The sequence below is a fragment of the Parafrankia sp. BMG5.11 genome (genome assembly GCF_004337455.1).
The window spans coordinates 124,662-145,673 of sequence record NZ_SJXI01000018.1; the positions used below are offsets into that span (position 1 = coordinate 124,662).

The 21,012-nt window shown below is 66.7% G+C and carries 23 protein-coding genes and 2 tRNA genes; 13 read left to right on the top strand and 12 right to left on the bottom strand.

From position 1 onward, the window contains the following. Nucleotides 1-6: 6 nt before the first annotated feature. Complete coding sequence (locus E0504_RS50380) at nucleotides 7-183, bottom strand: hypothetical protein (RefSeq protein ID WP_165938518.1); 177 nt, start codon at nucleotides 181-183, stop codon at nucleotides 7-9. A gap of 243 nt (nucleotides 184-426) precedes the next feature. On the opposite strand from E0504_RS50380, the gene E0504_RS14850 reads away from it, so the two are divergent. Then, entirely contained in the window at nucleotides 427-1,530 is a 1,104-nt protein-coding gene (locus E0504_RS14850) for an NAD(P)-dependent alcohol dehydrogenase (RefSeq protein WP_306769241.1), read from the top strand. 13 nt (nucleotides 1,531-1,543) lie between these two features. Here the strand turns inward: E0504_RS14850 and E0504_RS14855 are convergent. The 4 genes from E0504_RS14855 to E0504_RS14870 form a co-directional block, all read right to left on the bottom strand. Beyond that, a tRNA-Thr gene (locus E0504_RS14855) sits at nucleotides 1,544-1,619 on the bottom strand. A 54-nt stretch (nucleotides 1,620-1,673) separates the two neighbouring features. Further along, complete coding sequence (locus tag E0504_RS14860) at nucleotides 1,674-2,027, bottom strand: hypothetical protein (RefSeq protein WP_131624842.1); 354 nt, start codon at nucleotides 2,025-2,027, stop codon at nucleotides 1,674-1,676. 87 nt (nucleotides 2,028-2,114) lie between these two features. Further along, on the bottom strand, nucleotides 2,115-2,816 hold the full coding sequence (locus E0504_RS14865) for a hypothetical protein (protein WP_207974394.1): 702 nt from the start codon (nucleotides 2,814-2,816) through the stop codon (nucleotides 2,115-2,117). A gap of 170 nt (nucleotides 2,817-2,986) precedes the next feature. Next, nucleotides 2,987-4,309 carry a replication-associated recombination protein A gene (locus E0504_RS14870; protein ID WP_131624844.1) on the bottom strand — a complete coding sequence of 441 codons (1,323 nt, stop codon included), beginning with the start codon at nucleotides 4,307-4,309 and terminating at the stop codon, nucleotides 2,987-2,989. A gap of 120 nt (nucleotides 4,310-4,429) precedes the next feature. On the opposite strand from E0504_RS14870, the gene E0504_RS14875 reads away from it, so the two are divergent. Genes E0504_RS14875 through E0504_RS14885 form a run of 3 tightly spaced genes read left to right on the top strand, consistent with a single transcriptional unit; the run spans nucleotide 4,430 to nucleotide 5,913 of the window. Next, nucleotides 4,430-5,080, top strand: coding sequence for a PadR family transcriptional regulator (locus E0504_RS14875; protein WP_207974395.1), 651 nt, complete (start codon nucleotides 4,430-4,432; stop codon nucleotides 5,078-5,080). Then, the gene (locus tag E0504_RS14880; protein ID WP_131624845.1) at nucleotides 5,077-5,397 is read left to right on the top strand and encodes a DUF2218 domain-containing protein; all 321 of its coding nucleotides are present in this window, start codon (nucleotides 5,077-5,079) and stop codon (nucleotides 5,395-5,397) included. The genes E0504_RS14875 and E0504_RS14880 overlap by 4 nt, the downstream gene beginning before the upstream one ends. Nucleotides 5,398-5,442: 45 nt before the next feature. Continuing rightward, a complete protein-coding gene (locus E0504_RS14885; protein ID WP_131624846.1) occupies nucleotides 5,443-5,913 on the top strand; it encodes a hypothetical protein in 471 nt (156 codons plus the stop codon). Here E0504_RS14885 and E0504_RS14890 read toward each other — a convergent pair. Then, nucleotides 5,910-7,067 (bottom strand): glycosyltransferase family 1 protein, encoded by a 1,158-nt coding sequence (locus E0504_RS14890; RefSeq protein WP_131625009.1) that lies wholly within the window; start codon nucleotides 7,065-7,067, stop codon nucleotides 5,910-5,912. The two genes, E0504_RS14885 and E0504_RS14890, sit on opposite strands and share 4 nt — an antisense overlap. A 175-nt stretch (nucleotides 7,068-7,242) precedes the next feature. On the opposite strand from E0504_RS14890, the gene E0504_RS14895 reads away from it, so the two are divergent. The 7 genes from E0504_RS14895 (at nucleotide 7,243) to E0504_RS14925 (ending at nucleotide 14,459) form a co-directional block, all read left to right on the top strand. Then, the gene (locus E0504_RS14895; RefSeq protein ID WP_131624847.1) at nucleotides 7,243-8,373 is read left to right on the top strand and encodes a phosphoserine transaminase; all 1,131 of its coding nucleotides are present in this window, start codon (nucleotides 7,243-7,245) and stop codon (nucleotides 8,371-8,373) included. Nucleotides 8,374-8,466: 93 nt separating this feature from the next. Further along, nucleotides 8,467-10,053 carry a phosphoglycerate dehydrogenase gene (gene serA / locus E0504_RS14900; protein ID WP_131624848.1) on the top strand — a complete coding sequence of 529 codons (1,587 nt, stop codon included), beginning with the start codon at nucleotides 8,467-8,469 and terminating at the stop codon, nucleotides 10,051-10,053. Nucleotides 10,054-10,086: 33 nt separating this feature from the next. Further along, nucleotides 10,087-11,196, top strand: a complete 1,110-nt coding sequence (locus E0504_RS14905) for an ATP phosphoribosyltransferase regulatory subunit (protein WP_131624849.1) — start codon at nucleotides 10,087-10,089, stop codon at nucleotides 11,194-11,196. Between the two features lie 33 nt (nucleotides 11,197-11,229). Then, the gene (locus E0504_RS14910) at nucleotides 11,230-12,519 is read left to right on the top strand and encodes an adenylosuccinate synthase (protein WP_131624850.1); all 1,290 of its coding nucleotides are present in this window, start codon (nucleotides 11,230-11,232) and stop codon (nucleotides 12,517-12,519) included. Between the two features lie 111 nt (nucleotides 12,520-12,630). After that, entirely contained in the window at nucleotides 12,631-13,590 is a 960-nt protein-coding gene (locus tag E0504_RS14915) for a winged helix DNA-binding protein (RefSeq protein WP_131624851.1), read from the top strand. A gap of 78 nt (nucleotides 13,591-13,668) precedes the next feature. Then, entirely contained in the window at nucleotides 13,669-13,977 is a 309-nt protein-coding gene (locus E0504_RS14920) for a hypothetical protein (protein WP_207974397.1), read from the top strand. A 122-nt stretch (nucleotides 13,978-14,099) separates the two neighbouring features. Next, a complete protein-coding gene (locus tag E0504_RS14925; protein ID WP_282595949.1) occupies nucleotides 14,100-14,459 on the top strand; it encodes a response regulator in 360 nt (119 codons plus the stop codon). Here E0504_RS14925 and E0504_RS14930 read toward each other — a convergent pair. The 4 genes from E0504_RS14930 to argH all read right to left on the bottom strand — a co-directional run bounded on the left by E0504_RS14930 (nucleotide 14,456) and on the right by argH (nucleotide 18,166). Next, nucleotides 14,456-15,229 carry a bifunctional precorrin-2 dehydrogenase/sirohydrochlorin ferrochelatase gene (locus E0504_RS14930; protein WP_131624853.1) on the bottom strand — a complete coding sequence of 258 codons (774 nt, stop codon included), beginning with the start codon at nucleotides 15,227-15,229 and terminating at the stop codon, nucleotides 14,456-14,458. The two genes, E0504_RS14925 and E0504_RS14930, sit on opposite strands and share 4 nt — an antisense overlap. Then, entirely contained in the window at nucleotides 15,220-16,479 is a 1,260-nt protein-coding gene (gene lysA / locus E0504_RS14935) for a diaminopimelate decarboxylase (protein WP_131624854.1), read from the bottom strand. Before lysA ends, E0504_RS14930 begins: the two co-directional genes overlap by 10 nt. A gap of 74 nt (nucleotides 16,480-16,553) precedes the next feature. Continuing rightward, a complete protein-coding gene (locus E0504_RS14940; protein ID WP_131624855.1) occupies nucleotides 16,554-16,790 on the bottom strand; it encodes a hypothetical protein in 237 nt (78 codons plus the stop codon). Further along, entirely contained in the window at nucleotides 16,787-18,166 is a 1,380-nt protein-coding gene (argH, locus tag E0504_RS14945; RefSeq protein WP_131625010.1) for an argininosuccinate lyase, read from the bottom strand. The genes E0504_RS14940 and argH overlap by 4 nt, the downstream gene beginning before the upstream one ends. Between argH and E0504_RS14950 the strand changes: the two genes are divergently transcribed. After that, the gene (locus tag E0504_RS14950) at nucleotides 18,165-18,743 is read left to right on the top strand and encodes a TlpA disulfide reductase family protein (protein WP_131624856.1); all 579 of its coding nucleotides are present in this window, start codon (nucleotides 18,165-18,167) and stop codon (nucleotides 18,741-18,743) included. The genes argH and E0504_RS14950 overlap by 2 nt on opposite strands. Nucleotides 18,744-18,745: 2 nt before the next feature. Here the strand turns inward: E0504_RS14950 and E0504_RS14955 are convergent. Next, a tRNA-Val gene (locus E0504_RS14955) sits at nucleotides 18,746-18,821 on the bottom strand. Nucleotides 18,822-18,887: 66 nt separating this feature from the next. On the opposite strand from E0504_RS14955, the gene E0504_RS14960 reads away from it, so the two are divergent. Next, a complete protein-coding gene (locus E0504_RS14960) occupies nucleotides 18,888-19,862 on the top strand; it encodes an asparaginase (protein WP_131624857.1) in 975 nt (324 codons plus the stop codon). A gap of 14 nt (nucleotides 19,863-19,876) precedes the next feature. On the opposite strand, the gene E0504_RS14965 is transcribed toward E0504_RS14960, so the two are convergent. Beyond that, complete coding sequence (locus E0504_RS14965) at nucleotides 19,877-20,989, bottom strand: zinc-binding dehydrogenase (protein WP_131624858.1); 1,113 nt, start codon at nucleotides 20,987-20,989, stop codon at nucleotides 19,877-19,879. Nucleotides 20,990-21,012: the final 23 nt, after the last annotated feature.

Here is a 21,012-nt window from a genome sequence, read left to right on the forward strand (position 1 = left end):
GGCTATTCAAGGCGTTCTTCCGGAAGGTTTCTTCGACATCGCGATCGTCTCATCGGCGAGACAGGTCTCCTGATGACGGCGCTCTACCGTGTTCGCGTAGCGCACGTTGCGATAATCGCTGCTGAAGCTGGGCGTGAAGTTGAAGGGTCCGATGTTGATCGAAGCCGGCAGGGGAAGTGGCAAGGACCAGTTGTCCCCATCGCGCCGCACCAGGTGGATGATGCTGGCTTCTCACCCGCAGCGAACTGCCGGCGATAGCCCGCACCAAATCGTGACCCTCGAAATTCCTGCGCAAAGACCTGCGCAGCACTCCGCAGGCTGCCGAACTCCCTGACGCCAGCCGCGAAGCAAACGCCGCAAGCACGTTGAAGGTGGCGTCGATCCGTGGAAAGCACACGGTGAAGCAACTCAGCAAGGAGCGGTCCCGTGGCGATCCAGACCAACGAATACCCGGCGCGGGGCTATGCAGCCACCTCCCCCGAAAGCGGCATGGCGCCCTTTCGCTTCAATCGGCGTGGCTTGCGGGACAATGACGTACTTATCGACATCACCCATTGCGGCATCTGCCATTCGGACCTGCACACCGCACGGAATGATTGGGGCCGCACCGTGTACCCGGTGGTGCCGGGGCACGAGATTGTTGGCACCGTCAGCGCTGTCGGCGATGCGGTAACCATGCACCGCGTTGGCGACCGGGTGGCGATCGGCTGCATGGTCGACGCCTGCCTTGAGTGCGACCACTGCAAGGCGGGGCTGGAGCAGTACTGCAAGAACGGCATGACCGGTACGTACAACGGCAAGGATCGCCAGGACGGGACAATCACCTTCGGCGGTTATTCGGACCGGATCGTCTGCCGGGAAGAATTCGTCCTCAAAGTCCCCGAAGCGCTGGCCTCCGACGTCGCTGCCCCGCTTCTCTGCGCCGGGATCACGACGTATTCGCCGCTGCGACAGTGGAAGATAGGGCCCGGCAGCAAAGTGGCTGTGGCGGGGCTGGGCGGCCTTGGTCACATGGGTGTGAAGCTTGCTGTAGCCATGGGCGCCGAGGTCACGGTGCTGAGCCGCAGCGAAGACAAGCGGGCGGATGCACTCGCACTCGGCGCCCAGCACTTCCTGATCACGACCGACAAGGCCGCGATGCGCGCTGCGGGCGGACAATTCGACATGGTGCTGAACACCATCCCCGTGCGCCACGATGTCGCACCTTACCTCCTGCTGTTGAAGATCGATGGCGTGCAGGTGCTCGTCGGAATGATCGACAAGATGCCGGAGCTGCACACCGGCATTCTGCTCGGGCGCAAGATCCTCACCGGAAGCGGTATCGGCGGGCTGGCGGAAACACAGGAGATGCTCGAGTTCTGTGCGGAGCACGGCATCGCGCCGGAAATCGAGACGATAGCCATAAACACGGTCAACGACGCTTACGACCGGATGGAAGCGAGCGACGTCAAGTATCGCTTCGTGATCGATATGGCTTCTCTCGCCGAAGGGTCAGACCCACTAGGCCGTGGAGCGTCCGCTGCGCTGTAAGCCACTGATAATATGGTGCCGGCTGCAGGATTCGAACCCGCGGCCCCCTGATTACAAATCAGGTGCTCTACCAACTGAGCTAAGCCGGCGCTGACCAATGGTCGGGCGGCCTTTGCGACAATTGCCGGCCAAGGTCCAGAGGGTCAGCGCTTGGCGAGGGCGCGGGCGATCAGCAGGTCCAGCACCAGGAATCCGGCAACTGTCGCCAGTGAAGCCTTGGCCACGCGGCCCTCGTCGCCAGTCGCTTTGGTCGTCGCGTATCCGGCGGCACCGAGGTCCAGCACATCCCCGGCGGCGCGGGCCAGGAACGGGATCGGGCTACGCGGAGCGGCGAGCACGCCGACCCCCGCGGCGATCTCACGCGCGCCAAAGCCGCGCACGACGTTCTTGCCTTCCGGCACACCGTGCGCCCGGGCGATTTCGCGCCCTTTCAGCAATTCCGCGGCGCCAAGGGCGAGGGAAAACCAGCCGATCGGCTTGGCAAGACGGGCGAGCATGGGAAATCTCCTTGCAGGTGAACGCATTGTGCAAGTTCAACGGCGCAGCCGATCGTTTCGATCCGGTTTTTGTCCCGACAGCGCGGATCAGCGCGCGCCGAACGTCCATCCTTCGGTGAGGGCGATCGCGTCCGTCAACGCCGGCGGGTGCCACAGCGCCTGGTCATCCGCCACGGCACGCAGCCAGGCCGCGGCCAGCAGGGCATCCGAGCGGTGATCGTCGATCGGCCCGCTCCCCCGCACAGGCTTGCTGCCGACGGCGGCCAGCGCATCATTGAGTTCGGCAAAGGACCTCAGCTTGCTGCGGCTGGCGTTACGCCCTGCAGCGATGGCGGCAATCGTGGTGTAGATCTCGACCACCACCGATCCGTGGGCGGGAAGGGGGTCGAACGGCCACAGCGGCACCCGTCCGCTGAGCCGGTGCAGCACGCGCATGCCGGTCAGGCTCGCCTTGCCGACCTGGCTCGCGCCGACGAGATTGAAGTTGCTGGTCGGGCGGCAGCCGAGCGCGATCTGGCCGATCCGCTCGGTCACTCGCAAGCGGCCGATGCCGCCGCCAAACAGGTCGCCTTCGCGCCCGCCGTGCCGCCGGTAGTGACGCGAGACCTCTGCGTGATCGACGAAGCTGCCGGCGCCCAGATGCGGGTCGCTCGCGCACAAATCCTCGACCAGCGCCCACAGCGCGCGCGCATCGGGCGGGCTGTCAGGCCAGCCGGGGAAATACGCCCCCTGGTCGGCAAATGCGAGCGAGCCGGAGATGTCGATGCCAAGCAACGTGCCGGGCGGCATGGTGCGGGCGATCCATTCAGCGACCTCGACCCGCGACCACCGGTGGCCGGGGCGCACGATGCGCGGGGCGCGGTCCCCCGCATCGCAGATCGCCAGCGCTATTCCGGCGTGCCGCTCCCCCGCGGCGCCGGACCAGTCGATCGCCGCGAAGTGCTGGAAACGGCCGGGCGTCACCCGCCCTGCCGCTCGGCGCGCAGCTTGTTCCAATGGTCGATCCGCCGGCGCACTTCACGTTCGAACCCGCGGTCGGGGGGATCGTAATACGTCTGCCGCGTCATTTCCTCCGGCCAGTAATCGGCGCCGGAGAAGCCACCGTCAGCATCGTGATCGTAGGCGTAGCCCCGACCATATCCGATGTCCTTCATCAGCTTGGTCGGCGCGTTGAGGATGTTCTGCGGCGGCATCAGGCTGCCGGTCTCCCGCGCGCTCTTCCACGCGGCCTTCTGCGCCTTGTAAGCGGCATTCGATTTGGGCGCGGTGGCACAATAGAGGCACGCCTGCACGATCGCGAGTTCGCCTTCCGGACTGCCTAGAAAGTCGTAGGCGTCCTTGGCCGCCAGGCATTGGACGAGTGCCTGCGGGTCGGCGAGGCCGATGTCCTCCACCGCGGCGCGCACCAGCCGGCGCAGCACGAACAGCGGCTCCTCCCCCGCGACCAGCATCCGCGCGAGGTAGTACAGCGCCGCGTCGGGGTCCGAACCGCGCAACGATTTGTGCCACGCGGAGATGAGGTTGTAGTGCCCCTCTCGATCCTTGTCATACACCGCCACGCGCCGCTGGAGAAACCGGCCGAGACCGGCCGGATCGAGCGGCTCCCCGATCCGAGCGGCGTAGAGCGTTTCCGCCTGGTTGAGCAGGAACCGGCCATCTCCGTCCGCGCTGGCGATCAGCGCCTCGCGCGCCTCGGGTGTCAGAGGCAGAGGACCTTCGAGCGCTTCGGCTTTATCCAGCAAATCGCCCAGCGCCTGCGCATCGAGGCGGTGCAGGATCAACACCTGGGTGCGGCTCAGCAATGCGGCGTTGAGTTCGAAGCTCGGGTTCTCGGTCGTTGCGCCGACCAGCGTCACCGTGCCGCGTTCGACGAAGGGCAGGAAGCCGTCCTGCTGCGCGCGGTTGAAGCGGTGGATTTCGTCCACGAACAGCAGCGTGCGCTGGCCCGCTTCGGCGGCCTTGTCGGCTTCAGCGAAAGCCTTCTTCAGATCGGCCACGCCGGAAAACACCGCGCTGATCGCGACGAACCGCATCCCGACGGCATCGGCCAGCAGACGGGCGATGCTGGTCTTGCCGGTGCCCGGGGGACCCCACAGGATCATGCTGGACAGGCGCCCTGCGGCGACCATCCGGCAGATCGCGCCCTCCGGTCCGGTAAGATGCGCCTGGCCCACCACCGCATCGAGTGCGCCGGGGCGCAGCCGGTCGGCCAGCGGTGCATCCGCGCGAGGCTCGTCCGCCGGGATCGGCGGCGCGACGGTTTCGGGGAAAAGGTCGGGCATGTGCCAGCTACATAGGAAATCACCATCCGGTGCGGGAGGGGTCTTGAAAACCGATAGGTCAAAGATATATCGTGAGGTATCTTATAGGAGATAATGATGCGACATGGGTATGAGCGCGACGTGCGTCGCGCATTCAAGGCGGCGATGGCGGCCAAGATGGCGGGGAAGCTAGCTGGTGGCGGCTGGGGCGATGCCGATGGTCCGTTTGGCCCCGATGGCCCCTTCGGACCCAAGGGCCCGTTCGGGCGGAGCGGCCCATTCGGTCCCGGCGGACCGTTCGGCGATGGCGGCGGGCGGGGCGGCCGGCGCGGGAGAATGTTCGGGCAGGGCGAGCTGCGCCTCGCCTTGCTCAAGCTGATCGCCGATCAGCCGCGCCACGGGTACGAGCTGATCAAGGCGATCGAGGAACTGACCGGCGGCGATTATGCGCCCAGCCCCGGCTCGGTCTATCCCACGCTGCAGCTGCTGACCGACGAAGGCGCGATCGCGGAACAGGCGGACGACGCCTCCGCGCGCAAGCTGTTCACCGCAACGGAGCAAGGGCGGCAGGAGCTGGCCGACAAGGCGGACGAAGTGAACCGGGTCTTCAGTCGCCTGGCCGAACATGGCGAACGCCAGCATCGCGGCCGCTCTCCGCACCTGTTCCGCGCGATGGGCAACCTTGGCAGCGTGCTCAAGAACAAGGCCCGCGCAGGTCAGCTCGACGATGAGGCGGTGCATCAGATCGTCGATATGATCGATGAGATGGCCAAGCGGATCGAACGCCTGTGACCGTCAGCAGCACCGCGCACGTGCCGACCGCCAGTGGATCGAATTACCTGCAACAGCTGTGCAAGCACTGGCAGCACAACCTCGACGTCCAGTTCGACGAGTCGCGCGGGACGATCGTGTTCCCCCACGATGCGCGGGGCGCGAACTGGGCGGGCGACGGCACCGTGACGTTGATCGCGCACGACGCCGCGCTGGAGTGCCGGATCGACGCCAGCGAACCAGGTCAGCTTGACGGCCTAAAGGGTGCTCTTGCGCGGCACCTCGATCGGTTTGCCTTTCGCGAGGCTCCACTGCGCTTCGACTGGTCGGAGCGCTGAACGCGTGGTATTCTTCACCGGGGTCGCTTCTCGGGGGAGGATAGCATGACCGACATGGCAGCGCAGGAGCGGATCCTGACGACAACGCGCGGATCGGCGCCATGGCATTTGTGGGCGGTGGGACTTCTGTCGCTCGCGTGGAACGCGATGGGCGCCTTCGACTATTCGATGACGCATATCGGGGGCGCCGATTATCTGCGGCAGATGCAGATGGGTGACGACGTCATTGCGTGGATCTCGGCGGTGCCCGCATGGGCTACGGCGGGCTGGGCGCTTGGCGTCTGGGGAGCGGTCGGGGGTTCTATCCTCCTGCTCGCCCGCAGCAGGTTTGCCGTCGCTGCGTTCGCGCTCTCGTTCGTCGGCGTGCTGGCGATGACGATCTACACGCTCGGCCAGGCGGCGCCTCCGTCGATGAGCACGCCGGGTGCGCTGGCGTTCGAGTGGACGATCAAGATCGTCGCCGCACTTTTGCTGCTATACGCATGGGCCATGCAGCGGCGCGGGGTTCTGCGTTAGGCGCGGTTCGCTTCGACCAGGCGGAGGTACACATCCGCCACCGCTTGGTTGATCGCGTCCCACGAAAAGTCGCGGCTGCGCAACTCGCCCGCGGCGCCGTGCGCGGCCCGCAGATCAGGTTCGGCGATATAGCGGGCGATCGCGTCGGCATACCCTTCGACCACTTTGCTGTCGGGCGGGACAAGGGTTCCTGAAACGCCGTTCTCGACCAGGCTGGTGCTGCCGGTCGCGCCGGCCGCGACCACCGGGAGGGCGCTGGCCATCGCTTCCAGAGTGACGTTGCCAAACGTTTCGGTGATGGACGGATTGAACAACAGGTCCGCACTCGCGAGCGCTTGGCCCAGCGCCGCACCCGCGCGGAAGCCTATGAAGCACGCCTCTTCGCCGAGCTGCTCCCTGAACCACCCGCGCGCCGGACCTTCACCGATCACCAGCACCTTGTGCGGCACCCCCCGCGCGCGCAGCAGCGCGGTGGTCTCGGAGAACTTGTCGAGCCCTTTTTCCATTACCAGCCGCCCAAGAAACGCGATCACCGCGTCGTCAGGCGCAAACCCGAGTTCGCGCCGCCAGGGCAGGTCGCGCTTGTCCGGGCCGAAGATCGTCCGGTCGACGCCCCGCGACCAGATCGAGGCATCGGCGTTCATCCGCTGTTCGCGCAGCACCTCGACCATCGATTGCGACGGCGCCACCAGCGCATCGCAACGGCGATAGAGCCGGCGCAGGATCGCCTCGACCAGGGGTTCGGTGAAACCCATGCCATAGTAGCGCGGGTAGGTTTCGAACCGGGTGTGGACCGACGCCAGAACCGGGATGCCCCGCTTGCGCGCCCAGGTGACGGCGCGATGCGAGACGAAATCGGGTGACGAGATGTGGAGGATGTCCGGCCCGAACTCGGCCAGATCGCGGCGAATTTCAGCAGTGAGCGACAGGGGAAAGCGGAATTCGCCGCGCCCCGGCAGCGGCACCGACGGAATCGACACGAGATCCCCGGTCGGCGGGAAGGCCGGTTCTGGCACGGTCGGTGAGTAGATTCGGACGCGGGCGCCCTGCCGCAGCAGGTACTCCACGAGGCGGTTCAGCGCCTGGTTCGCACCGTCGCGCACCATGTTGTAGTTGCCGCTGAACAGCGCGATCTTCAGGTCAACGGGCGTCATCGCCGCGCCCATACGCACTCGGTCCGCTTTTGGCGAGAGCAAGCAACTGGCGCAAAGCAGGACCACCCCGCCGCATACTATCGCGCCATCCTTGACTCGCTGCGCCGCAACATTACTGCGGCCGGCGGGCCACGCGGTCCCAACGCCGCGCGTGCTCTCTGTAAGGAGAGACTACATGACTGATACCCTGCCGCCGCCGGCGCAAAAGCCGGCGCGCCCGTTCTTCTCTTCCGGACCCTGCGCGAAGCCGCCGGGCTGGTCTCCCGACAAGCTGAGCACTCAGTCGCTCGGGCGGTCGCACCGTTCGAAGATCGGCAAGGCGCGCCTGCAGCTTTGCATCGACCTGATGCGCGAAGTGCTGCAAGTTCCCGACACCCACCGCATCGGCATCGTGCCTGGATCGGATACCGGGGCCGTCGAGATGGCGATGTGGACAATGCTGGGCGCTCGCCCGGTGACGACCATCGCCTGGGAAAGCTTTGGCGAAGGCTGGGTCACCGACGCGCTCAAGCAGCTCAAGCTCGATCCCACGATTATCCGTGCCGATTACGGCCAGCTGCCCGATCTCGGCCAGGTGGACTGGTCGCACGATGTGGTGTTCACCTGGAACGGCACCACCAGCGGCGTGCGCGTGCCGAATGGGGACTGGATCGCGGCCGACCGCGAAGGCCTGGCGATCGCCGACGCGACCAGCGCCGTGTTCGCGCAGGACATCGCGTGGGACAAGGTCGATGTTCTCACCTTCAGCTGGCAGAAGGTGCTCGGCGGGGAGGGGGCGCACGGTGTGCTCATCCTCGGGCCGCGCGCGGTGGAGCGGCTGGAAAATCACACGCCCGAATGGCCGCTGCCCAAGGTGTTTCGCCTGGTGTCGAAGGGCAAGCTGGCCGAGGGCGTGTTCAAGGGGGAGACGATCAACACCCCCTCGATGCTCGCGGTCGAGGACGCGATCTTCGCGCTGGAGTGGGGCAAGTCGCTTGGCGGATTGCAGGCGCTCAGGGCGCGGGCCGATGCCAATGCCGCGGCGCTCGACGCGATCGTGCAGGAGCGTGGCTGGCTTGGGCATCTTGCGTCCGATCCGGCGACGCGCTCAAACGCCAGCGTCTGCCTGACGGTCGAAGGCGCGGACGAGGCGATGATCAAGACGATGGCCAAGCTGCTCGAAGAGCAGAACGCCGCGTACGACATCGCCGGATACCGCGATGCCCCGCCGGGCCTGCGTATCTGGTGCGGAGCCACGGTCGAGACCGCCGATATCGAGGCGCTCGGTCCCTGGCTCGACTGGGCCTACGCCAGCGCTCGCCCCTGATCCGTCGTCCCAGCGCAAGCTGGGACCGCGTGCCGCAACGCCCGGCACCTTTGCACAAGACCCCCGCTTTCACCGGGATGACGAGGTAACAAGATGACCACCAAGCCCAAAGTCCTCATCTCCGACAAGATGGATCCCAACGCCGCGCGCATTTTCCAGGAACGCGGGTGCGACGTGGACGTGATCACCGGCGAGACGCCCGAAGAGCTCAAGGCGCGTATCGGCGAATACCATGGTCTTGCGATCCGCAGTTCGACCAAGGTCACCAAGGAAATCCTGGACGCCGCGACCAACCTGAAGGTGATTGGCCGCGCCGGCATCGGGGTCGACAACGTCGACGTGCCCCACGCCTCGTCCAAGGGCATCGTGGTGATGAACACGCCGTTCGGCAATTCGATCACCACCGCCGAACACGCCATCGCGCTGATGTTCGCGCTGGCGCGGCAGATTCCCGAAGCCAACGCGCGCACCCAGGCGGGCGAGTGGCCCAAGAACGGGTTCATGGGTGTCGAGGTCACCGGCAAGACGCTGGGCCTGATCGGCGCCGGCAACATCGGCTCGATCGTCGCAAGCCGTGCAATCGGACTGCGCATGAAGGTGGTTTCTTACGATCCGTTCCTGACCGAAGACCGCGCGGTGGAACTCGGCATCGAAAAGGTCGATCTGGAAACGCTGCTCACCCGGGCGGACTTCATCACGTTGCACACGCCGATGACCGATCAGACCCGCAACATCCTCTCGCGCGAACGGCTCGAGAAGACCAAGCCGGGCGTGCGTATCATCAACTGTGCGCGCGGCGGGTTGATCGACGAGGCTGCGCTGAAGGACGGCCTGGAAAGCGGGCACATCGCGGGCGCCGCGCTGGACGTGTTCGCGGTGGAGCCGGCCAAGGAGTCGCCGTTGTTCGGCGCGCCCAACTTCATCTGCACGCCGCACCTCGGCGCCTCGACCAACGAAGCGCAGGTCAACGTCGCGTTGCAGGTGGCTGAGCAGATGGCCGATTTCCTGGTCAACGGCGGGGTTACTAACGCGCTGAACATGCCGAGCCTGTCAGCCGAGGAGGCACCCAAGCTACGCCCCTACATGAAGCTGGCCGAAAATCTCGGCAGCTTGGTCGGGCAGCTGGCGCACGGCAATCTGACGCAGATTTCGATCGAGCGCGAAGGGGCGGCCGCCAGCCTGTCGGGCAAGCCGATTGAGGGCGCGGTGCTTGCCGGGTTGATGCGGCAGTATTCGGACACGGTGAACATGGTCAACGCGCCGTTCCTTGCGCGTGAGCGCGGGCTGGACGTGCGCAGCGTGCGGCACGAGCGCGAAGGCCCTTACAACACGTTGGTCCGCGTCACGGTGGCGACCAGCCAGGGCGACCGCTCGGTCGCGGGCACTTTGTTCGGCACGGACACGCCGCGACTGGTGGAGATCTTCGGCATCGGGGTGGAGGCCGAACTCGCCGGGCACATGCTGTATATCGTGAACGAGGACGCGCCCGGCTTCATCGGCCGGATTGGCACGCTGCTTGGCGAAAGCGGGATCAACATCGGCACCTTCAACCTCGGACGCCGCGACGCGGGTGGGGAGGCGGTGCTGCTGCTGAGCGTCGACCAGCCGATCACGCGCGAGATCATCGCCCGCGCCAGCCAGCTGGAAGGCGTGAAGACCGTCATGGCGCTGGAGTTCTGACGCGGCTAGGGCGCCCAGCATGACGGACCAGGCATGACCGACCCCACCGCCGACTTGCTGCCGATCGGGCTCGAGGACCGGCTGCCCGCTGCCGCACGCGCGCTGACGCGGGCACGGCGGGCGGTGCTCGATGCGATGGACACCCATGGCTATGACCGGGTGATCCCGCCGCTGGTCGAATTCGAAAACTCGCTCGCCACCCGGATGAACGGGGTCGCCACCCGGCGGATGTTCCGCTTCGTCGATCCCGCGTCGCTGCGCACGCTGGCGCTGCGCAGCGACCTGACGGTCCAGGTGGGCCGGATAGCCGCCACCAGCCTGGCGGGTGCGCCGCGCCCGTTGCGGTTGTGCTACGCCGGAGAGGTCGCGACGATCACCAGCGACCAGCTCGACCCCGCCCGCCAGCGGCTCCAGCTCGGCGCCGAGCTGATCGGCAGCGACAGCGCTGCGGCGGCGGGTGAAGTAGTGGCGTTGGCGGTTGAGGCTCTCACCGCCGCGGGCGCGGCGCGGGTGTCGGTCGACTTCACGTTACCCGACCTGGTCGACACGCTGGCCGCCACGGCGCTGCCGCTGGCCGCCGATCGCATCGACGCGGTCCGGCGCGAACTGGACGGCAAGGATGCAGGCGCGCTCAGGGATGTCGGCGGAGAGGCGTATCTCCCGTTACTCTATGCCGCCGGCCCGTTCGAGCAGGCGCTGGAGCGCTTGGCGGCGATCGACGCCGGCGGAGCGTTGGCGAGCCGCATCGCGGGTCTGCGCCAGATCGCGGCGCGGGTCGGGGATCGCGCCCGGCTGACGCTCGACCCGACCGAGCGTCATGGCTTTGAATACCAGAGCTGGTTCGGTTTCACGCTTTATGCCGAAGGCGTTCGCGGCACTCTGGGGCGGGGCGGCACCTACAGCATCGGCGGCACCAACGAGCCGGCGACCGGGTTCACGCTCTACATCGATCCGCTGGTCGACGCGCTGGGCGAGGCTCCCGCGCGGGACATGCTCTATTTGCCGCCCGGCCATGACCCCGAGATCGCCAGCCGGCTACGTGCGATCGGCTGGCGGACCCTGGCGGCGCTTAGTGACAGCGATGACCCCGCAGCACTCGGCTGCTCGCACAAGCTGGTTGGCAGCGACCCCCAAACTCTCTAGCGCCCCCGCGCCGCTCGAAAGGATACCTGTACATTGGCCAACGTCACCGTGATCGGCGCCCAGTGGGGCGACGAGGGCAAGGGCAAGATCGTCGACTGGCTCGCCAGCCGGGCCGACGCGGTCGTGCGCTTTCAGGGCGGGCACAATGCGGGCCATACGCTGGTGGTCGGTGACACGACCTACAAGCTGAGCCTGCTGCCGAGCGGCATCGTCACCGGCACGCTGTCGATCATCGGCAACGGCGTGGTGCTCGATCCATGGCACCTGCGAGATGAAATCGCCAAGCTGGAAGGGCAGGGGGTGTCGATCACTCCCGACAACTTCGCTATTGCCGACAATTGCCCGCTGATCCTGCCGCTACACCGTGACCTCGATGGCCTTCGCGAAACGGCGGCGGGCACCGGCAAGATCGGCACCACCGGGCGCGGCATCGGCCCTGCGTACGAGGACAAGGTGGGCCGCCGGGCGATCCGCGTCTGCGATCTGGCGCATCTCGATGCGCTTGAACCGCAGCTTGACCGCCTGTGCGCGCACCATGATGCGCTGCGCGCCGGGTTCGACCAGCCGCCGGTCGACCGTGAGGAACTGCTCGGCCAGCTGCGCGAAATCGCGCCGTCGGTGCTGCAATATGCGCAGCCGGTGTGGAAGCGGCTGAAGAAAGTGCGGAAAGCAGGCGCCAAGATCCTGTTCGAAGGCGCGCAGGGCGTACTGCTCGACGTGGATCACGGCACGTACCCGTTCGTGACCAGCTCCAACACCGTAAGCGGCACCGCGGCCGCCGGCTCGGGCCTGGGGCCGAACGCCACCGGCTTCGTGCTGGGGATCGTCAAGGCCTACACCACCCGCGTCGGCAGCGGCCCGTTCCCGACCGAGTTGGACGATGCCACCGGCCAGCAGCTGGGCGAGCGCGGACACGAATTCGGCACCGTCACCGGCCGCAAGCGGCGCTGCGGCTGGTTCGACGCGGTATTGGTGCGTCAGTCCTGCGCCATCAGCGGGGTCACCGGCATCGCGTTGACCAAGCTGGATGTGCTCGACGGGTTTGAGACGGTGAAAATCTGCACCGGATACCGTCTGCGCGGCAAGATCCTCGATTACCTGCCCAGCCATGCGGCGGACCAAGCCGCGGTCGAGCCAATCTATGAAGAAATGGACGGCTGGCAGCAGACCACCGCCGGCGCGCGCAGCTTCGGCGACTTGCCTGCCCAGGCAATCAAGTACGTCCAGCGGGTGCAGGAACTGATCGAAACGCCCGTGGCGTTGATTTCCACCAGCCCGGAACGCGACGATACCATCCTGGTGCGCGATCCGTTCGACGACTGAGCGCCGATTTCTCAACCGATCTTGGCAATCGTCAGGATATGGCTCCGATTCTGAGCCGTTTTCCTGTCCGATGTGCTGTGCAAAGCCGCGCAATTGAGTAACACTACGTATATGCCAGCGCAGGACTTCTCGTATCCATCACAAGATGGTGGAAGCGTTCACTCCGTCCCCATATCCATCCTTGCCGATGATCCGGCAACGCGCCGGCAATTGTGCAGCGACGCGGAAATCGCCGGATTCTATCCGGTATCCGGGGCGAGCCTCGTCGATGCGCTGTACGAACCGCATCAGGCCCTTGCGAACTGCGTGCTGCTGCATTGCGGAGAACTGGGTCCGCTCGACTGCGCGGCGCTGCTCGACCTCGACCGGCGGATGCGCGAAAGCGGTACCGCGGTCATCGCCTCGGTTGTCCCGGCAGCTCTCGACGACGTGTTTGCCTGTATCGATCAGTCCCATCCGGAAATTCTGGTGGCTCCGTCCCGGGGCGATCGGCTGGTGGCGCTCGGCCGAGTGATGGCGAGCCGGACCAGCAATCGGGTGCAGGAAGGTGCGGCGAGCGAGGACGTGCTGCGCCAGCTTACCGAGCAGGTGGGCCAGCTTGCGGCGCAACTCGATCGGCTGACGGGCGGTGACCGGCCGGTGTTCCGGCTTGAATCGCCGACCGACGATTTCCGCGGGGCGGACGAGGCGGAGCGGCGGCTGATCCGCAGTCCCCGCCCGCCGCTGCCTGATCCGCGGCTGATACGGCGGATCATCGCCCAGCGCCGGGCACGCGACAAGTTCTTCGGACCGGACCTTTTCGCGGACCCGGCATGGGATATCCTGCTCGATCTCACCGCCGCGCGGGCGGAACACAGCCGGGTGTCCGTCACCAGCCTGTGCATCGCCAGCGGGGTGCCGCCGACCACCGGGCTGCGCTGGATCAGCCAGATGATCGAGGCGGGACTGCTGGAGCGGATCGAGGACGAAAGCGATCGCCGCCGCGCCTTCATCCAGTTGTCCGACAGGGCGGCCGAGGCGATGGCACGCTATTTCGCTGAACTGGGCAAGGACGGCAAACTGCTGGTCTGACGGACGATCCCGGGCGTCGTTGAAACTTCGGCAACCAATTCGCTTTAGGGTCATGCCAGTCGCAAGGGGTCTGGCACTTTGATCGAAGTCGAAATCCAGAACGAAACGCACCAGTCGCACCACCGCATCCGCTTTGCCGCGGTCCCGCGGATCGGCGAAGGCATCCGCCTGCGCGAACCGGATGGCTGCTGGGCCAGCTATGACATCCTCGATCTGTGGTATCAGAAAGCGGAATACGGCGACGTCTGGGTGCCGTACCTCCACGTCTGCATGACCCCGACCGAAAAGGCGAATATCGCCCCGGCGCAAGCACCGCTCGGCGACACGATGCACGAGCAGGAGCGCCCGGTGTTCGGTGAAGAGGAGTTCGTGTCATTCACGGTCTGATCAAGCGCCTGAACGGCGCCCCGGGTGCCGTCCCGCCGCGGGCTGACATCCCTCAGCCGCCCCAGCCGCCGGCGCCAGTTGCCGTCGAATCGGCCCCCGCCGCCCCTGCGCGCAGTCAGCGCATCTGCCTGCTGGTCGATGATTCGCGGATGATCCGCAAGATCGCCCGCCGCATCGTCGAATCCATCGGCTATGCCGTGGTCGAGGCGGAGAACGGGGAGGAAGGGCTCGCCCGTTGCCGTGCAGCGATGCCGGACCTGGTCATCACCGACTGGAATATGCCGGTGATGAGCGGGATCGAATTCGTGACCGCCCTGCGCGCAATTCCGTCTGCGAACCCGCCCAAGGTCGTCTTCTGCACCACCAATTCCGGTGCCCGGGACATCCACAAGGGCATCGCAGCCGGGGCCGACGAGTACGTGATCAAGCCGTTCGACGAAGCAGCGTTGCTCACCCGCCTCCAATCGGTCGGAGCGGCCTAGGAAGGCGGCCGCAGCCGCAGGACGACGGTCAGCCCCGGGACGGTACCCGCCGGATTGCGGATCGCGTCCGCCCGGGCGCGAACGATGATCGCTTCAGGCACGTCGCTGTCATATACGATAGCATCGGCTTCGCCGAGCAGACGGGCCTGGCGCAAGGTCAGGTCGTCGGCATCCTCGCTCGTCAGATCGATCTCCACTATCGCCGCTGGCAGGGCATCGCCAGACGATTCAAGCCACTCAGGCACCCGTTCCGCCGCTCGGTGGTCAAGCGGGTCAAGCGGACCGCCGCGCGTCAGCGCCCGGTCCAATGCGCGGCGGCGCTCTCCGGCATCCGGCCAGCGGTGGCGAAGGCGTTCCCGCGCGCCCTGCAACGCCTCGGCCAACTGCCCCAGCGTGGGCGGCAAAAGCCCCTCCAGCCGCAGGCGCAACTGTTTGGCGAGCCCGGCGGATGCGCCGGCCGTTCCGACCGCGATGACCACCGGTCCGCGCTCCAGCAGACTGGGCGTGGTGAAATCGCACAGTTCCGGGCGGTCGGCGGCGTTGACCAGCAAACCTTTCGCCCGCAGGCGAAGCGCGGCGGCGCGGGCCGCAGCCGCATCGTCGATGGCAATGAACGCCAGGCGGGCGTGATGCGCTTCGTTTTCGCCGCAGCAGATCCCTCCAGCGCGCGAGACCAGCTGGCGCTTTGCCTCGGCTGCGGGTCCGCCGCCGAGCACCACCACCCGCTGGCCGGCGATCCGGTGAAACAGCGGCAGCGCGCTCAGAGCCATTCGGGCACCCGCTCGGCCGCCATGATGGCGGCCGGGTCAATCCGGTCGGCCACGACCGCGAACCGGTCACCGTCCACCAGCACCTCGGGCACGAAGCCGCGGCTGTTGTAGCTGGACGCCATGGTCGCGCCGTAAGCCCCGGCGGTGCGAAACACTGCCAGATCGCCGGGGCCAAGTGCGTCGGTGTCGCGGTCCATCGCGAAGGTGTCGCCGGTCTCGCAGATCGGGCCCACGATGTGCGCGGTGAAGCGTTCGCCGGTGGGCTCCACCGCATCGAAGTCGTGCCACGCCCCGTACATCGCCGGACGTGCGAGGTCGTTCATCGCGGCGTCGACCACCACAAACGGCGGGCCGTTGCCGCTGCGCTTGGCGCGAATCACGCGGGTCAGCAGCACGCCCGCGTTACCCGCAATCACCCGGCCCGGCTCGAAAGAGAGGCGCACGTTCCAGCCGCTGGTAACGCGCGCGACCATCGCGCCGTATTCGGCGGGCGAGGGGGCGACCTCTCCCTTGCGGTACGGCACGCCCAGCCCGCCGCCGAGATCGGCGTGCGTGACCGTGCAGCCGCGCGCCCGGAGTTCGGCAATGAGGGTGCCGAGTTTTTCGTATGCGGTTTCCAGCGGGTCGAGGCTCAGGAGCTGGCTGCCGATGTGCACCGCCACTCCGCGCATCTCCAGCCCCGGCAACCCCGACAGCGCGGCGTAGATTTCGCTCGCGCGGTCGAGCGGAACGCCGAACTTGTTTTCGCGCTTGCCGGTGGAGATCTTCTCGTGCGTGCGCGCGTCGACATCCGGGTTGACGCGCAGTGCGCACGGCACAGTCTGCCCGCGCTGGTGTGCGATCTGCGCAAGCTCGCGCCCTTCTTCCTCGGACTCGAGGTTGAACTGGCCGATGCCTGCATCCAGCCCCTGGCTCAGTTCGCTGCGCGTCTTGCCGACCCCTGAAAACACGATTTCAGCCGCCGGGATGCCCGCCGCCAGCGCGCGGGTCAGTTCTCCGCCCGAAACGACATCGGCGCCGAACCCTTCGCCGGCCAGAACCTTGAGCACCGCCAGGTTGGGGTTGGCCTTCACCGCGAAGGCGATGTGCGGATCGTCGAGCCCGGCCAGCGCTTCGCGGAACACCCGGGCGTGCCGCGTCAGGGTCGCGCGCGAATAGACGTAGACCGGGGTGCCCACTGCCTCGGCGATCCGGGAAAGCGGCACGTCTTCGGCGTGAAGGACACCGTTGCGGAGTTGAAAATGATCCATGCGGCGCTGCGTCTAGCGGCGGGCAGGGCGGCGCGTCGAGCAAGCGATGCTTGGCGCCCTGTTATTGCCGGATGTTATTCCGGCGGCAGGTCGAAGGGATCGTCCTCGCGCACTTCGGATCGCTTGCGCAGCTCGACCGAGCGAACCGGCGCGGCCAGCGGATCGAGTTCGAGCAGTTTGTCGGTATCGGGGCGCACGTCGGCGCCGTAGGCCGCGGGCGGCAAGGTCTGGCCTGCCACCGGCTTGAGTTCCGCCTTCTGGCCGCAAGCGGCGAGCAGGACTGTGACGGACAGGGCGAACAAACGCTTCATGATGGCTCCATGCCCAGCGCTTCGCGCGCCGCTGCGACTTGCTCCCATACCCGCACAGGCGCCGTCCCGCCATAGCTGGCGCGCGCGGCCAACGACGCATCGACCGACAGTGCGGCAAAAACCCGTTCGTCGATCCGGTCATCGATCTCGCGCAGTTCATCGAGCGACAGCGCGTCGAGTGCGATCTGCTTGCTTTCGGCCAGCTTCACCGCCGCGCCGGTGATGTGGTGCGCCTCGCGGAACGGGATGTCTGCTTCGCGCACCAGCCAATCGGCCAGATCGGTCGCGGTGGCATAGCCGAGCTCGGCCGCCGCGCGCATGCGATCGGTGCGGAATTCGCTATCGGCGATCATCCCGCTCATCGCGGCGATCGACAGCGCCAGCAGCCCGTGCGCTTCGAACACCGGCGGCTTATCGTCCTGCATGTCCTTTGAATAGGCGAGCGGGAGCCCTTTCATGGTCACCATCAGGCTGGTCAGGCTGCCGACGATCCGACCCGCATGGCCGCGCACCAGTTCGGCGGCGTCGGGGTTCTTTTTCTGCGGCATGATGCTGCTGCCGGTGGACAGCGCATCGGGCAGACGCACGAAGCCGAACGGCTGGCTCGCCCACAAGATCAGCTCTTCGGCCAGGCGCGACAGGTGCAACGCGCACTGCGCTGCCGCAGTCAGGTAATCGAGCGCGAAGTCCCGGTCGGACACCGCGTCCAGGCTGTTGGCGGTGGGCCGCGCGAACCCCAGCGCACTTGCGGTAGCATCGCGGTCGATGGCGAAGCCGGTCCCCGCCAGCGCCGCACTGCCCAGCGGGCATTCGTCTGCCCGCGCGATGGCAGCCGCGAACCGGCTGCGATCGCGGCGGATCATTTCGTAATAGGCGAGCAGGTGGTGGCCCAGGGTCACCGGCTGGGCAGCCTGCAGGTGAGTGAAGCCCGGCATGACGCTGTCCGCGTGCTCGCCGGCGCGGGTGACCAGCGCGCACTGCAGGTCGGCCAGCCCGGCGTCCACCTGCCGCGCGGCATCACGCACCCACAGCCGGAAATCGGTCGCCACCTGATCGTTGCGGCTGCGCGCGGTGTGCAAGCGTCCGGCGGCGGGGCCGATCAGTTCAGCCAGCCGGCTTTCGGTCGCCATGTGAATATCTTCAAGGTCGAGATCCTCGGGGACGCCGTTCGCCGCGTACTCGGCAGAGATGCGGTCGAGTCCGTCGGCAATCGCGGTTGCGTCAGCATCCGAGACAATCCCCTGCGCCCCCAGCATCGCGACATGCGCTTTCGACGCGGCGATATCCTGCCGCCACAAGGCCTTGTCGAAGGGGATCGAGGCGTTGATTTCGCGCATGATCGCGCTAGGCCCCTCGGCGAAGCGCCCGCCCCACATGGAGTTCGTCGTGTCGTTCCGACTGTCGCTCACACTCGTTCTCGCCGCTGCGCTGGTGGCCGGTTGCAGTAGGCAAGAGCCCGCCGAGCCGCAAGCAGCGGCGGCGCAGGGTAGCCTCGCCGGAAAGATCGACCGCAGTCACTCCGGCAATCTCATGCCGGCGGTGGCGCTCACGCATCCCGACGGCGAGACGCTGAACACCGGCGCGCTGGCGGGCCAGCCGGTGTTGCTCAACCTGTGGGCGACGTGGTGTGCGCCCTGCGTGGAAGAGATGCCGACCCTGGATGCGCTGGCGGGCGAGTACGCCGGCAAGCTTCGGGTGCTGACGGCGAGCCAGGATCTGGAGGGTGCCGCGAAAGTGTCCCCGTTCTTCGCAGAGCACAATTACGAGCACCTCGAACCCTGGCTGGACCGCGAGACCCGACTCAGCTTCGAGCTTGGCGGAGAGGGCCAGCTTCCAACCACAGTGCTGTATGACGCGAGCGGGCAGGAAGTGGCGCGGGTGGTCGGCGGGTTCGACTGGCAGAGCCCTGAGGCCAAGGCGCTCGTCGACGAGGCGATCTCGCCCGCAGGCTAGCGTGGTGGGCGATGACGGGCTCGAACCGCCGACATCCTCCGTGTAAAGGAGGCGCTCTACCAACTGAGCTAATCGCCCCACGCGACCGCGGGCGCTTCTAGCGGGTTGGCGGGGCGGGTCAATCGGCGCTAGGGCGCTGGCGCGATGAACCAGCCACGTATCCGCATACTAGCCACCGGGGGCACCATCGCTGGAAGCGCGGGCTCCGCCATCGAGCGAGGTTATCGGGCGGGTGAAGTCGGTGTCGTTGAACTCATAAAAGCCGCCAATGAGCTGGGCCTGGCGCGCGTGTTGGACGGCAGTCAAGTCTCGGCAATCGGTTCGCAGGATATCGGCTGGCAGCAGTGGAATGTTTTGTATCAAAGCATCGCGTCCGAGATGGACAACCGACGGCTGGATGGCTTCGTGATCACGCACGGCACCGATACAGCTGAGGAAACGGCGTTCCTTCTCGACCTCGCACTCGCTCCCACGAAGCCGGTGGTGCTCGTTGGTGCGATGCGGCCTGCCGATGCGGTCGGCAGCGACGGGATGCGCAACCTGGCCAACGCCGTTCGGGTGGCGAGCGATCCGGGCGCCGCTGGACGCGGAGTTTTAGTCGTGATGAGCGACCAGGTCTTCGCCGCAATTGACGTGCGCAAGGCGGCGACCTCTGGGGCGGAGGCATTTCGGGGCTTTCCGCGAGGGCCGATCGCCAATGTGACGCCGACCTCGCTCGATTGGTTCGGGCCGGCCGAACGCGCTGGGCGAGGCGCTCAGTTCGAATGGCCCGCAGCGCTGCCTAGGGTGCCGATCCTTTATGCCTACGCGGGGATGGACGACGCCGACGTCGCCTGCATGCTGGCGGGTGCAAGGGGCGTCGTTCTGGCGGGAATGGGCCAGGGCAATGCGCCGGCGACGGTGCTCGAAGCGCTGGCGCGGGCGGGCGTGCCGGTAGTGCGTTCAACGCGGGTGGATCAGGGTTCGGTCGACCGCAACCTGGAGGTGGATGACGATGCGTTCGGCTTCGTCGCTGCCCGGGGTCTCGGTCCGGCGAAGGCGCGCATCCTGTTGCAGATGCTGCTGGCGAACGGGGTCACCGACCCCGCCGCCATGCAGTCCGCATTCGACCGCCGCTAGACAGTCGCCCTCGGTCAGCCCCAGGGGGTGACCAGGTACTTCTCGCCGGTCTTCATCTGGCGGTAATCGATCGCCGCTTCCTTCTCGACCATCTGTTCGAGGGTCACCTTCGTCTTGTAGCTGCTGGCGAAGGTGGAGGTGAGGCCGGCGAGCACGCGCTGGCGCATCCGGGTCATAGTCTCGACCCCGGCCTGTGCCAGGAAGGGCGTCAGCAGCCAGCCCGACAGCGTCCATCCGAAACCGTAGCTGGGGGTCAGGATCGTCGGCCCGGTGTCCAGCCGGCCATAGATGAACATCCGCTTCTGCTGGTTCGAGCCGTAGCGATTATAGGTGGTCATCTTGTTCACCGCGACCCGTTCCATCGCCTTGAAGCACGCATCCACCGTGGTTCCGCCGCCGATGGGATCGAAGCCATAGAACGCATCGGTCGCGTCGATTGCTTCCATCAGCTTGGCCATGAAGTCCCCATCGGAAGAGTTCACCACCCACTTCGCGCCCAGGTCGCGCAGGATCTGTTCCTGTTCCGGTTTACGGACGATGTTGACCAGCTCCATGCCGTCTTCCTGGCAGATCTTGACCAGCATCTGCCCGAGATTGGAGGCGGCCGCGGCGTGGACGATCGCCTTCTGTCCATCCATCTTCGCGTTCTCGACAAAGCCCAGGGCGGTCATCGGGTTGACGAAGGCGCTCGCGCCCTGTTCGGCGGTGAGGTCGCCCAGCGGCAGGCACATGGCGGCATCGGCAAGGGCATATTGCGAATAGGCGCTGCCCGGCACGCAAGCGACCCGCTGGCCCATCAGCGCTTTCGCCATCTCGCTGTCGCCGGTCGCGACCACGGTTCCCGCGCCCTCGTTGCCGACGGGGAGGCGTTGATCGTGGCGCCCTTTCATCGCGGAGTGGAACGGCTGGGGCATCGTCGCGACCAGCTTGCCGGCGCTGTACTCACCGGTCTCGAGTTCCGCCTGGCCCAGCAACAGCGCAAGGTCGCTGGGGTTGATGGGGGCGGCCTCCATCTTGACCAGCACCTGGTTGCCGGTGGGATCGGTGAACTGGGTTTCCGCGACCTCGACGGTCAGCTTGCCGTCGGCGGAGAGGGTGGTGAACAACTGCTTGCCGGTGGTGGTCATATCGTAGTCTCCCGTTGTCATTT